Origin of the sequence: Brevibacterium sp. LE-L, assembly GCF_050214925.1 — a bacterium.
In the GTDB taxonomy this organism is placed as follows: Bacteria; Actinomycetota; Actinomycetes; order Actinomycetales; family Brevibacteriaceae; genus Brevibacterium.
In genome coordinates, this window is record NZ_CP189759.1 from 2086381 (window position 1) to 2099147 (window position 12767).

The 12767-nt window shown below is 67.0% G+C and carries 10 protein-coding genes; 7 read left to right on the forward strand and 3 right to left on the reverse strand.

From position 1 onward, the window contains the following. Window positions 1-119 precede the first annotated feature (119 nt). Window positions 120-3035 carry a leucine--tRNA ligase gene (gene leuS / locus ACQE2J_RS09265; protein WP_426937482.1) on the forward strand — a complete coding sequence of 972 codons (2916 nt, stop codon included), beginning with the start codon at window positions 120-122 and terminating at the stop codon, window positions 3033-3035. A 34-nt stretch (window positions 3036-3069) separates the two neighbouring features. Beyond that, window positions 3070-3903 carry an ammonia-dependent NAD(+) synthetase gene (nadE, locus tag ACQE2J_RS09270; RefSeq protein ID WP_135541163.1) on the forward strand — a complete coding sequence of 278 codons (834 nt, stop codon included), beginning with the start codon at window positions 3070-3072 and terminating at the stop codon, window positions 3901-3903. Window positions 3904-4036: 133 nt separating this feature from the next. Here the strand turns inward: nadE and ACQE2J_RS09275 are convergent, their stop codons facing one another. Beyond that, window positions 4037-4753 carry a hypothetical protein gene (locus ACQE2J_RS09275; protein ID WP_240689970.1) on the reverse strand — a complete coding sequence of 239 codons (717 nt, stop codon included), beginning with the start codon at window positions 4751-4753 and terminating at the stop codon, window positions 4037-4039. 96 nt (window positions 4754-4849) lie between these two features. Here ACQE2J_RS09275 and ACQE2J_RS09280 point away from each other — a divergent pair, with 96 nt between their 5' ends. The 5 genes from ACQE2J_RS09280 to holA all read left to right on the forward strand — a co-directional run bounded on the left by ACQE2J_RS09280 (window position 4850) and on the right by holA (window position 11404). Continuing rightward, complete coding sequence (locus tag ACQE2J_RS09280; RefSeq protein WP_135541161.1) at window positions 4850-6157, forward strand: UDP-glucose dehydrogenase family protein; 1308 nt, start codon at window positions 4850-4852, stop codon at window positions 6155-6157. After that, window positions 6154-7029 carry a DegV family protein gene (locus ACQE2J_RS09285; RefSeq protein ID WP_135541159.1) on the forward strand — a complete coding sequence of 292 codons (876 nt, stop codon included), beginning with the start codon at window positions 6154-6156 and terminating at the stop codon, window positions 7027-7029. The genes ACQE2J_RS09280 and ACQE2J_RS09285 overlap by 4 nt, the downstream gene beginning before the upstream one ends. A 141-nt stretch (window positions 7030-7170) precedes the next feature. Continuing rightward, the gene (locus ACQE2J_RS09290) at window positions 7171-8088 is read left to right on the forward strand and encodes a helix-hairpin-helix domain-containing protein (RefSeq protein ID WP_135541157.1); all 918 of its coding nucleotides are present in this window, start codon (window positions 7171-7173) and stop codon (window positions 8086-8088) included. A gap of 85 nt (window positions 8089-8173) precedes the next feature. After that, complete coding sequence (locus ACQE2J_RS09295; protein WP_426937483.1) at window positions 8174-10324, forward strand: ComEC/Rec2 family competence protein; 2151 nt, start codon at window positions 8174-8176, stop codon at window positions 10322-10324. Window positions 10325-10420: 96 nt separating this feature from the next. After that, the gene (gene holA, locus ACQE2J_RS09300; protein ID WP_135541155.1) at window positions 10421-11404 is read left to right on the forward strand and encodes a DNA polymerase III subunit delta; all 984 of its coding nucleotides are present in this window, start codon (window positions 10421-10423) and stop codon (window positions 11402-11404) included. Between the two features lie 143 nt (window positions 11405-11547). Here holA and rpsT read toward each other — a convergent pair whose 3' ends face one another. After that, a complete protein-coding gene (gene rpsT / locus ACQE2J_RS09305; protein ID WP_135541149.1) occupies window positions 11548-11808 on the reverse strand; it encodes a 30S ribosomal protein S20 in 261 nt (86 codons plus the stop codon). Window positions 11809-12098: 290 nt separating this feature from the next. Further along, window positions 12099-12728: a type II toxin-antitoxin system PemK/MazF family toxin gene (locus ACQE2J_RS09310; RefSeq protein WP_135541147.1), complete on the reverse strand. Its 630-nt coding sequence runs from the start codon at window positions 12726-12728 to the stop codon at window positions 12099-12101. Window positions 12729-12767: the final 39 nt, after the last annotated feature.

The window sequence follows — 12767 nt, forward strand, 5'->3', positions numbered from 1 at the left end:
CACGTTTGCCGAGATATCCGGCGTCCGCTGCCCTGTGGGCAGTCTAACCAAGTCGAATCGAGGGGTGTTCAGAGTACGATGGTCGGAACCCGCTCACGTCTGTCCAGCGAAGGAAGGTAATGACGACGAACCCTGAGGAGACCGGTTTCCGCTATGATGCGGCGCTGGCCGAGAAGATCGAGAAGTCGTGGCAGCGCACATGGGAGGAATCGGGCACGTTCCACACCCCGAACCCCACCGGAGACCTCGGCGAGCTCGCCTCCCAGGACGCCTCCTCGCCCTACAGTCCGCCGACGGATCTCAGTGAGCGCGAATCCCTCTACATCATGGACATGTTCCCCTACCCCTCTGGTGTGGGGCTGCACGTCGGCCACCCTCTGGGGTATCTGGGCACCGATGTCTACGGCCGGTACCAGCGCATGCGCGGGCACAATGTCATGCACGCCCTGTCGTACGACGCCTTCGGACTGCCCGCCGACCTCTACGCCGTCCAGACCGGTCAGCACCCGCGCATCACCACCGACGCGAACATCGCGAACATGACCGAACAGCTGCGTCGTCTGGGTCTGGCCCACGATGTGCGCCGCCGCTTCGCCACGACCGACGACGAGTTCGTCAAATGGACGCAGTGGATCTTCCTGCAGATCTTCAACTCCTGGTACGACCCCGAGGCGACCACCCCCGATGGCGAGCCCAAGGGAGCGGCCCGCCCGATCGAGACTCTCATCGAACAGTTCGCCTCCGGTGCCCGTTCGACCCCGGACGGGCGCGCCTGGTCCGCCCTCAGCGGGACCGAGCAGGAAGATGTCCTGCAGGGCTACCGGCTGGCCTATGTCTCCGAGTCCCCGGTCAACTGGTGCCCGGGCCTGGGCACCGTGCTGGCCAATGAGGAAGTCACGGCCGAGGGCCTGTCCGAACGCGGGAACTATCCGGTCTTCACTCGCCGGCTGCGCCAGTGGAACATGCGCATCACCGCCTACGCCGACCGTCTCATCGACGACCTCGACGGCCTCGATTGGCCGAATGCGATCCACGCCATGCAGGTCAACTGGATCGGTCGGTCGAAGGGTGCGCTGCTGCGCCTGCCCGTGGCCGGGAAAGATGACCGGCAGATCGAGGTGTACACGACCCGTCCGGACACCCTGTTCGGTGCCACCTACCTCGTTCTCAGCCCCGAACATCCGCAGGTTGCCGAGCTCACCGCCGCGGCCTGGGACGAGTCCGTACCCGCCTCTTGGCGCGGGGGAGGGGCCACCCCCGCCGAGGCGATCGCCGCCTACCAGCGCGCCGCGGCGGCCAAGACCGACGCTGACCGGCAGCAGAGCCGGGAGAAGACCGGCATCTTCACCGGCTCCTATGCGCTCAACCCGGCGACGGGGGCCGAAGTTCCGGTGTTCATCGCCGATTACGTCCTCATGGGCTACGGCACCGGGGCGATCATGGCCGTGCCGGCCGAAGACGCCCGCGACTGGGACTTCGCGAAGACGTTCGGCCTGCCCTATATCCGCACCGTGCAGCCTCCGGCCGACCACGATGAGGACACTCCCTACACCGGCACCGGTGTGATGGTGAATTCGGCGAACGCCGAGCTCGACATCAACGGGCTCGATATCGATGCGGCCAAGGCCGCGGTGACGCGGTGGCTGGCGGACAAGGGCCTGGCCACGGAGTCGACGCAGTACCGACTGCGGGACTGGCTGTTCTCCCGGCAACGCTACTGGGGCGAACCGTTCCCGATCGTCTATGACGAGAACGGCACGCCCATCGCCCTGCCCGATGAGATGCTGCCCGTGCAGCTGCCCGAGGTCGACGACTTCGCCCCGCGCACCTACGCCGCCGATGACGCCGACAGCCGTCCGGAACCCGCGCTGAGCCGCAACCAGGACTGGGCCACGGTCGAGCTCGACCTCGGCGACGGTCTCAAGACCTATCACCGCGAGACGAACACGATGCCCAACTGGGCTGGATCCTCGTGGTACCAGCTGCGCTACGCCGACCCGCACAACGACGAGCGTCTCGTCGACCCGGTCAATGAGAAGTACTGGCTGGGACCGCGGAAGTCGAAGCCGCGCGGCGGCGCCGACCTCTACGTCGGTGGTCAGGAGCATGCCGTGCTCCACCTGCTCTACGCCCGGTTCTGGCACAAGATGCTCTTCGACCTCGGGCACATCTCCTCTTCGGAGCCCTTCCACCGGTTGGTCAACCAGGGGTACATCCAGGCGTATGCCTTCACCGATTCCCGCGGTGTCTACGTCCCCGCCGCCGAGGTGGAGGAGAGGACCGAGAGCAACGGCGAGCTGACTTTCTGGTACAACGGCGAGCAGGTCAACCGCGAATACGGAAAGATCGGTAAGTCGCTGAAGAACTCGGTCATGCCCGACGAGATGTACGACGCCTACGGTGCCGACACCTTCCGCGTCTACGAGATGTCGATGGGACCGCTGGAGCAGGACCGTCCGTGGGAGACTCGAGCCGTCGTCGGCGCTCACCGCTTCCTGCAGCGTGTGTGGCGACTCTTCGTCGACGAATCCACCGGCGAGTCCGTGGTCGAGGAGGGCGGCGCCGATGACGCCTCGCTCAAGGTCCTCCACCAGGTCATCGACGGAGTCCGTGACGATATGGACCATCTGCGGTTCAACACCGCGATCTCCAAGCTCATCGTGCTCACCAACCATGCGACCAAACAGGGTGGGGCCAGCCGTGAGGTGCTGGAGCCGCTCACGGTCATGCTCGCACCCTTCGCTCCACATATGGCGGAGGAGCTGTGGCAGCGTCTCGGTCACGAATCGACGGTCACCTATGCGACCTTCCCCGAAGCGGACCCGCAGCACCTCGTCGACGACACCGTCACCTGCGTGGTGCAGGTCAAAGGCAAGGTGCGCGCCCGTCTCGAGGTCTCCCCGGACATCAGCGCCGACGACCTGGAGAAGCTGGCACTCGAATCGCCGAACGCCGTGAAGGCGCTCGGCGGTGCGGGAGTGCGCAAGGTCATCGTGCGCGCACCGAAGCTGGTCAACATCGTTCCCCACGCCTGAGAAACGGCGCGGCCAATCGCAGGATCGAGAGTCAATGAGAGTCGAAACCGTTCAGGAGCAGATCCGTTCTCAGCTCGGAGTGAGACCGACGATCGACCCCGCCACCGAGGTGGCACGCCGGGTCGAGTTCCTCGTCGACTATGTCCTCACCACCGGTGCGAAGGGTCTCGTGCTCGGCATCAGCGGCGGCCAGGACTCCACCTTGGCCGGTCGGCTGTGTCAGCTGGCGGTGGAGGATCTGCGCCGCCGCGGTGCCGAGGCCGAGTTCTGGGCGGTGCGCCTGCCCCATCATGTGCAGACCGATGAGCAGGACGCTCAGGACGCCATGTCCTTCATCGGTGCCGACCATGAGGTCGTCATCAACATCGGCGCCGCCACGGATGCGGCCGCCGATGAGTACGAGAAGGCGACGGGCACACCGATCACGGACTTCGGCAAGGGCAATGTCAAGGCCCGGATGCGGATGATCGCACAGTTCGAGCTGGCGGGGGAGAAGCGCGCGCTCGTCGTCGGCACCGATCACGCCGCCGAGGCGGTCACCGGCTTCTTCACGAAGTTCGGTGACGGTGCGGCCGATGTCGTCCCCCTGGCCGGACTGAACAAGCGGCAGGGTCGGGCCCTGCTGGCCCACCTCGGCGCTCCCGAGCACCTCATCGTCAAGGTCCCGACGGCGGATCTGCTCGATGACGAACCCGGGCAGACCGACGAATCCTCGCTGGGTCTCAGCTACGACCAGATCGACGATTTCCTCGAGGGCAAGGAGATCGAGGCGGCGGCCGCCTCGGCGCTCATCGAGAAGTACCGGCGCTCCGAACACAAGAGGCGCACCCCGGTGGCCCCGACGGACACCTGGTGGATCCGGCACTGAGGACTTCTGCAGAACCGAGGCATCGGCGAAACATCTGACCGCCGCTGACGATTGCGTCAGCGGCGGTCAGATGTTTCCGGAGTCAGGACTCTTTGCCGTCGGGAGCTGCCGTCGGGATCCGGCAGATGCCCACTCAGTCGGTGAACGGTGGGGTTCCGGAGACGAGTCCGAGTTCGAGCGCAGTCTGGTTGAACTCCCAGCGGGAGGAGACGAATTCGTCGCTGAGGCGTTCGCCGCGGCTGCGAGCTTCCGTGTACTCGCGCCAGCCCTCGTTCCGGGCGTCACCGGGCCGGATCTCACGAGTCGTCGAATCCTCGTCCGATACCTGCGTTTCGTCCTTGACCCACAGCGACAGACCTTCTGCGGCCCGGTAGAGGTTCATGAACGCGGTGTGCGAGCGCGGATTGTCGAAACTGGTCTTCTTGAACTCTTCGCAGAACGTGTACAGGGGCTTGAGCTCGTCGACGGCGAGAGTGCCGAAGGTGGCATCGAGACGCAGCGACTGGACGAGGCCGCCTGAATCCGGGATGAGTTCGAGGATCCGTCGGGCGCGTCGCTCGTCGGGAAGCAGTTCGATCGTGTCTTCGACCGGGGTGAGACCGGGTGTGTCCATCCGTCCGCGCTCGGTGCTCAGCTGCTGGCGCAGCGCATCGATCTGCCGCTGGGACCGCCGCCATTCACCGTGGAACATCAGCAGCGCCACGATCACTGCCAGGCACAGCACGAGCCCGATGATCCACGCGGCAGGGTGCAGTGCGGGGATGGCGAAGGCCACAATGCCGAGCACGGTGAGCACCGCAAACGTCACGGCGGCCGGTGAGTTGGTGAGGAAATCCAGGAAACGCTTCACATTTCCCAGCCTACTGTTTCAACCTCCACATATCGTGCAACCGGGTGGCATATAGTGTGGTGCGAAAACGCATGCCTATACGCAGGAGAGCTCAGCTTGAAGATTTCAGTCATCGGTTGCGGATATCTGGGCGCGGTGCATGCGGCGGCCATGGCCTCTCTGGGACATGAGGTCATCGGTGTCGACGTCGACGAAGCCAAGGTGGAGGCGCTGACCTCCGGGCGTCCGTCCTTCTTCGAACCGGGACTGAGTGAACTTCTCGTGAAGGCTCAGGACAAGGGCAGACTCGAATTCACCACCGATGCCTCCCGCGCGGCCGATGCGCGCGTGCATTTCGTCTGTGTCGGCACTCCGCAGAAGCCCGGCGAGTTCGCCGCCGACGTCACCTTCGTCGACGCCGCCGTGGAATCCCTGCACGAGCACCTGACTCCGACATCCGTGGTTGTGGGCAAGTCGACCGTTCCCGTCGGCACGGCGGACCGACTGGCCGGTGTCATCGCCGACACGGGTGCGGCGATGATGTGGAACCCCGAGTTCCTCCGCGAAGGCCACGCCGTCGAAGACACCCTGCACCCGAACCGTCTGGTCTATGGCGTCGCGCCCGGTGCCGCCGGGCAGGAATCGGCGGCGGTCCTCGACGAGGTGTACGCGGCAATTCTTGCCGAGGACACCCCGCGCATGGTCACCGACTTCGCCACCGCCGAACTCGTCAAGACCGCGGCGAACTCATTCCTGGCCACGAAGATCTCATTCATCAACGCCATGGCCGAACTCTGCGAAGCCTCCGGTGCCGACGTCACCCAGTTGGCAGATGCCATCGGCATGGACGATCGGATCGGGCGCAAGTTCCTCAACGCCGGCCTCGGCTTCGGCGGCGGCTGCCTGCCGAAGGACATCCGCGCGTTCATGGCCCGTGCCGGCGAACTCGGCGCCGATCAGGCGGTGGCATTCCTCAAGGAGATCGACTCGATCAACATGCGTCGTCGCGTACGCATGGTCGACATCGCCCGCGACGCCCTCGGCGGGTCATTCATCGGCAAGAAGATCACGGTCCTCGGTGCGGCGTTCAAACCCGACAGCGACGATGTCCGCGATTCCCCGGCACTGGCCGTGGCCCGGCTGATCGCCACCCAGGGCGGAGTCGTCACCGTCACCGATCCGCAGGCGATCGGCAATGCCCGCATCTCGTTCCCCGAACTCAACTACGTTGCCGACACCGCGGAGGCGCTGACCGGTGCCGATGCTGTGCTGCTGCTGACCGAATGGCGCGAATACCGGGATCTCGACCCGGCGGAGACCGCGCAGCTGGTCAACGGGCACGTCCTCGTCGACGGCCGCAATGTGCTCACTCCCGCGCTCTGGCGCGAGGCCGGGTGGACGTATCGAGCTCTGGGCCGTCCATGAGGATCGGGCTGGTCACCGACTCCACGGCACAGCTGTCGCCAGCCGAATCGAAGGCGCTGGAAGAAGCCACCGACGGTCTCTTCGCTGTGGTCCCGCTGACCGTCCTCGTCGGCGGAGTCGCCTTCGCCGACGGCGAGATCGACGCCGGCCAGCTGTGCGCGAAGATGACCGCCGGCGCCGAGGTCTCGACCTCGATGGCCACCCCGGACCAATTCGCTCAGGCCTTCTCCGGTCTCCGCAGCCGCGGGGCCGAAGCCCTCATCGTCATCACCATGTCCGGTGAGCTCTCGGGAACCTGCGACTCGGCTGTCAAGGCCGCCGAAGCCGAAGACATGCTCATCGACGTCGTCGACTCCCGGTCCACCTCGGCGGGGCAGGCCGGAGCCCTGGACATCGCCGTGGCCGGCATCCGGCAGGGACTCGACGTCGAATCCATCGCCGGGACCGTCGCCGACTGGTGTGCGGGGGAGACCCGCACCTTCTTCGCCCCCGGCACCCTCGAACACCTTCGCCGAGGCGGCCGCATCGGAGCCGCGGAATCGCTGCTCGGCAGGGCCCTGCAGATCGTGCCGGTGCTCGGTCTCAATGCCGGCGTCGTCGTGCCCCTGGCTCGAGTGCGCACCCGCGCCAAGGCCCTCGAGAAGATGGTGGCGCTCTGCGTCGCCGCGGCCGAGGAGCTCTCCGACTCCGGTGCGCACGTGGCCGTGGAGATCCAGCAGGCCGAAGGTGAGACCGACGACGCCGATGTCGCGACCCTGACCGACCGCCTGCGCGAGCTCGGCTTCGACGCCCGGTTCCGGACCCTGTCGACGATCATCACCGCGCATGTGGGGCCCGGCACGATCGGGGTGAGCGTCCAGACGACCCCCTGAGCGTTGCAGCACCGACTCCGCCACCGAATCGTGGGGACGGACGCCTGACTCAGGCGCCTGGGGGCTGGGGACGCAGAAACGCCGTCCACAGGCCCTTTTCTGTGTCTCGCTCGCCGCCGGGTCGCGTCCTAGCCTCGGACCATGGCTGTGTCTCCGGATGATCGATTCGCCGGGCTCCTCAACGCCAGCGCCGAGCGCGGCGGGTGGGTGCCGGGCGATGTCTTCACCGCCGACTCCGCCGGTGAGGAAGAGCCTGTGGCACCTCGGCGGGTGCGGTTGCCTGTCCTCGTCGCGGTCGCCATCGCCACGGTCGGAGTGCTCGTCCTCGGATTCTTCCTCTTCCGCCCCGCCGACCGGCACACACCGACAGCCACCGGCGAACACCCCGCAGAGCAGGCCGACGGTCGGGAAGCAGCCTCCGAACCGGTCGGGTCCTCGACGACGGCCGGGGACGATGAGTCCGGCCAGGCTGCAGCGGCGGGAACCGGCAATGGGGAGGCGGGAACCGCCTCGGCGAAGGCAGCCGGACAGGTCATCGTCCATGTCACGGGAGCCGTGAGATCACCGTCCGTGGTCACTCTCGACAGCGGGGCCCGAGTGGAGGACGCCGTCGAAGCCGCCGGCGGTCTGAAAGAGGGGGCCGACGCCGAATCGGTGAATCTGGCCCGGGTGCTCGCCGACGGCGAACAGATCCACATTCCGCAGGAAGGAGAAGAACCCGCCGGGACAGAACCGGAGTCGGCCGGCAACACCGCGGGCGCGGCCGAAGGCGCCGGCGCCGAGGCCGGAACCGGCGCAGACGGTTCCAGCGGCACCGGGCCGGACCCAGCAGGAGCAGGCGGGGCCGCCGGTGGCCCTGAAGCGGCAGGACAGGTCGATCTCAACACCGCCGACCTCACCACCCTGCAGACCCTGCCCGGGGTCGGTCCGGTCACCGCCGAGGCCATCATCAGCCATCGGCAGAGCCAACCGTTCGCAAGCGTCGAGGATCTGCTGCTCGTCAAAGGCATCGGACCGAAGACCTTCGAAAGCCTCAAAGACCTTGTCACGGTGGGCTGAACGCGCAGCGGCCGTGTCGGCCTGGCTGCGATCGCGGGTTCAACTGTGGCCGGGGTCGGTCCGGCTCCTGTGCTGCGCGGCAGGGTTGTGGACCAGTGCCCTCTTCGCCCCAGGACCCTGGGCGCTGACACTGACGCCGCTGTTCGGTGCCCTCGGGTTTCTCCTCCTGCGACGGCACCACCACCTCGGCGTGGGTCTCGTCGTCTTCGCGTGCCTGCTGACGATACAGATCACCGCCCTGACCGCCGCACGGGGACCGGACGGGAAGGACGAGAGCGTCGGCATCGTCGTCGGTCACAGCCAGCCCGGTGCCACCGGCTGGACCCGGCTGACCCTGCTCAGCGGCACCGGGTTCACCGAGGTGCTCAGCCCCGAAGCCGTCGACGACGGGGCGAAGGTGCGGATGCGCACCGAACGCCTCGACGACATCCGAACGACCGAGACCGCCCCCGAAGTGCTCATCGCACCGAATGGGACCTGGCAATGGCGTGAGCATCTGCGCACCGAGCTGCGCACGAACGCGCTGGCCGCCGGCAACGACGGAGGACGCCTCTTGCCCGGACTCGTCGTCGGGGACACCGGACCACAGGACGCGCGGATGGCCGAGGAGATGCGAGTTGTCTCGCTCACCCACATCTCAGCGGTCTCGGGCAGCAACGTCACGATCGTCAGCCTCGGAGCCGGCCTGCTCGCGGGCGCCTGCCGGGCAGGACCGCGCCTGCGTGTGAGCATCGGAGTGCTCACCTGCATCGGCTACGTCTTCATCGTCGGTTTCGAACCCAGCGCGATCCGGGCCGCCGGCATGGCCATCGCCGCGGCGCTCGTGTTCCTGCGCGGGGGAGGGATCTCACCGGTGGCGGTGATGTGCTCGACGGCGAGCCTGCTTCTGGCCTTCGTCCCGGTCCTGGCCACCTCGGTGGGGTTCGTCCTGTCCGTGGTGTCCACGGCCGCGATCATGTTCGTCGTCCCGATCCTGCTGCGCCGACTCGCCGTCCATTTCCCGCTGCTGCCGAGCGTGCTCGTCACCGCTGTCATCGTCCCGTTCGTCGCCCAACTGGCCTGCACCCCGGTCCTCGTGGCCATCGACCCGCGCATCGGGCTCTGGTCCGTGGCAGCCAACGCCCTGGCCGCGCCCGCCGTTCTTCCGGCGACCGTGGCCGGGTTCCTCAGCCTCGTGAGCTCCGGAATCGGTTCCACCGGACTGCTCGGCCCGGACCTCGTCGCGGCCGTGCTCGCCTGGCTCGGTTCTCTGCCCGCGTGGTGGATCGTCCTCATCGCCCGGTTCTGCGCGGGCCTGCCCGGAGCGGCTCTCGACTGGCCGGTCCCACCCTGGGGGACCCTGCTGGCTGTGGGGCTGCTCGGGATCGCCGCGGTGGGGACCTGGCTGCTCGTGCGTCGTCGCCTATGGGGTCTGCCGGTCCTCGTCCTGTGCCTCGTCCTCACCGCCGCCGTCGTCATCAGTGTGCGGTCGAAACCTCCCGCCGCCGACTGGCTCGTCCTCGTCTGCGATGTCGGGCAGGGATCCGGAGCGGTCATCAACCTCGGCGAGGGTCGGGGGCTCGTCGTCGACACCGGCAAGGAATCCGAACCCATCGACATCTGCCTCGACGAGTCCGGGGTCGAAGAGTTCGACCTGCTCATCTCCCACTTCGACGCCGACCACTTCGCCGGGTACGCGGGAACGACCTGGGGGAGGCAGATCGACCGGCTCTTCGTGTCCGCGAACGTCGCCGACTCGGCCGAGGCCAAGCGGATGGTCGCCGACACCGGCGCCGAGGTGGTCCCGACCCATCGCGGGCAGACTCTGAGCTTCGGTGCGACCACGGCGCAGGTGCTGTGGCCGCCTCGGCGGGAAGTGCCTGCTGGAGAGGACGAGGAGCTGCGCAATGAGGACTCGCTGGTCGTGCACATCGAGCAGGAGGGGCTGAGCACTCTGCTGCCCGGGGACGTGGGGGCCGAGGAGCAGTTCGTGCTCGCGCAGAGTGTGCAGCCGGTCGATGTGCTCATCGCCCCGCACCACGGTTCGTCCGATCTGGCGACGGAGTTCTTCACCGCTGCACACCCGCGCCTGGGCGTCGTGTCCGTCGGGGAGAACAGCTACGGGCACCCCACCGGCAGATCGCTGCGGGCTTTCGGACCCGTGCCGGTGCTGCGGACCGACCATTGCGGGTCGGTCGCCCTCTATGCCGAAGGACGGTTCAGCACGGGCCGCGGCTGCCCGGAGAGCCCGGGATGAGAAGGAGCGGACCGGTTCCGGGGGCGACCGCCTCGGTGTGGTCGCACGGGCCGGTGCGTGCGGTTCGCGTCTGTCGACCGCGATAGGCTGGGAACCATGGCAGTGAAGAAGACCCTGGTCCCGTGGAGTTCGGCGAAACCGGCCCCCGTCGTCATGATCTCCGGCAGCGAATCGGTGCTTGTGCGCATGGCCAAGGACCGGATCGTCACAGCGGCACGGAAGTCCGATCCCGAGGAGATCGAATTCGACGCGGCCGGGTACCAGACCGGTGAGCTGGCCATGGCGGCCTCACCCTCCCTCTTCTCCTCCTCGAAGCTCATCGTCGTCGACGCCGTCGAGAAATGCTCGGAGGATTTCCTCAACGATGCGTTGGCCTACCTCGACGAACCCAATGACGATGCCGTCGTGCTGCTCCTGCACGCCGGCGGCAACCGCGGTGCGAAGCTGGTGAAGAAACTCGACGCCGCCGGATTCCCGCGCATCGATGCGGCCGTGCTGAAGAACGAGAGCGACCGGGCGAAGTTCGCGCAGACCCGGTTCAAAACGGCGAAGCGTCGGATCGATGAGGCGGGAATGGCTGCGCTCATGTCGGCGCTGGGATCGGATCTGGCCGAGCTCAACGCCGGTGTCGACCAGCTCATCGAGGACACCGAAGGCACCATCACCGCCGAAGTCGTCGACCAGTACTACGGCGGGCGGGTCGAAGCGACCGGGTTCAAGGTCGCCGATGCGGCCGTGGCCGGGGATGTGAAGAAGGCGCTCAGCCTGCTCCGGCATGCCCTGTCGACAGGGTCCGATCCGGTTCCGCTCGTGGCCGCAGTGGCGATGAAGCTGCGCGGCATGGCGAAGGTGCAGGGGTTCTCCGGCACCAGCGGGGAGCTGGCCTCGGAGCTGAAGATGGCGCCGTGGCAGGTCGACCGCGCCCGACGCGAGGTGCGGCGGTGGAACGAAGTGGCGCTGGGCCAGTCGCTCATCGCCGCCGCCGAAGCCGATGAGGCCGTCAAAGGTGGCGGACGTGACCCGGTGTATGCCGTCGAATGGTTCGTCTCCGAGGTCAGCCGCCTCGCCCGCATCCGCTAACCCCCACCACTTGCTACCCGACGGGCGCCCAGCAACCTCGCGCGAGGTTGCTGGGCGCCCGTCGAGTAGCAATTAGGGGAAAAAGACACGGGGTCCGATCCTTTCGGACCGGACCCCGTGAAGCTATAGCCTCAGTCGTCAGCTCAGAGAGCGTTGATCTGCGTAGCCATGCGCGACTTGCGGTTCGCAGCGTTGTTCTTGTGCAGAACACCCTTCGAAACAGCCTTGTCGAGCATGCGGGCCGCGGCAGCATATGCCTGCTGCGCTTCGTCCTTCTTGCCGGCAGCAATGTTCTCGCGCACGACGCGGACGTAGGACCGAACCTCGGACCGGACAGCCTTGTTGCGCTGACGAGCCTTCTCGTTGGTCTTGTTCCGCTTGATCTGTGACTTGATATTAGCCAATTTCAACACTCTTTCGTGTTAGTGGTACATGGTCGTGAGGGCGCATCGAACCGACCTGACCGTCTCCGCGGGGAAACACATCGACGATATCGGATCCGACGGCATCTTCACCCGACCTCGGCGAGACACACGCCTTGATGAAGACACAGCAACCAATGATACAGGCCGGAGTCCCCGGCCGGAAATCCGCGGCATGAGGGCGTCGGCGGTGCAGACCGACCGCAGGTGACGCGCTATGGGGCGTCACCGGCACTCGGCAGAGACGGCACTGAGACCGGAGGAGAGAAGTCTCAGGCGCCGACGTTCTTCGCCACATGGTCGAAGACCTCACGCGGCATGATCGCCCCTTCGCGGCGGATCGACGTCGGATCGAGTCGGATGACGCGGTCGAGCCGGATCTCCGAGGGGCGGCCCTGCGAATCCCAGTCACCGGAACCGATGTTCATCCAGCGGGCGTGCCGATCCTCGCGGACTTCGCCGACCCCTCCGGGAATATGGTCCTTGCTCGTGAGCATGAGCGCGAGCACCCATTTCCCGTCCCGACCGACGACCAGCGACGGCCGGTCCTTGCCTTGCGAGTAGTCCTCTTCGAAGGGAATCCAGCCCCAGACGACCTCGCCCGGATCGGCCTCGCCGTCGAGGTCGGGGGAGTAGCTGACCTTGAGCGGGCCCGTGAAGTCACCCGGGTAGGCACCGCCGGATCGAGGTGATTCACCAGATCCTGACGACCTGTTCGGGCCATTCGACTGCGAACCGCTCGTCCCGGTGCTGCCGCCCTGCGGCGCGGGAGACTGCCGCGGGACATCGGTGCGGCCCGGTGCAGTGCCGGACTTCCTCTTCGACTGCGACTGACGCAGATAGCGCAGGCCCTCCCGGACCCCGATCCGTGCAGCCCGGTTGACCAGTGATTTCCAATTCATGCCCACAGCCTAATGGAGGTGCGTGAACTCCGGCGGGAC

Excerpts from the sequence above, each read along its gene's own strand:
- holA (WP_135541155.1), top strand. The coding sequence starts at position 10,421 with ATGGCAGTGAAGAAGACCCTGGTCCCGTGGAGTTCGGCGAAACCGGCC.
- nadE (WP_135541163.1), top strand. The coding sequence starts at position 3,070 with ATGAGAGTCGAAACCGTTCAGGAGCAGATCCGTTCTCAGCTCGGAGTG.
- leuS (WP_426937482.1), top strand. The coding sequence starts at position 120 with ATGACGACGAACCCTGAGGAGACCGGTTTCCGCTATGATGCGGCGCTG.
- ACQE2J_RS09310 (WP_135541147.1), bottom strand. The coding sequence starts at position 12,728 with ATGAATTGGAAATCACTGGTCAACCGGGCTGCACGGATCGGGGTCCGG.
- ACQE2J_RS09290 (WP_135541157.1), top strand. The coding sequence starts at position 7,171 with ATGGCTGTGTCTCCGGATGATCGATTCGCCGGGCTCCTCAACGCCAGC.
- ACQE2J_RS09285 (WP_135541159.1), top strand. The coding sequence starts at position 6,154 with ATGAGGATCGGGCTGGTCACCGACTCCACGGCACAGCTGTCGCCAGCC.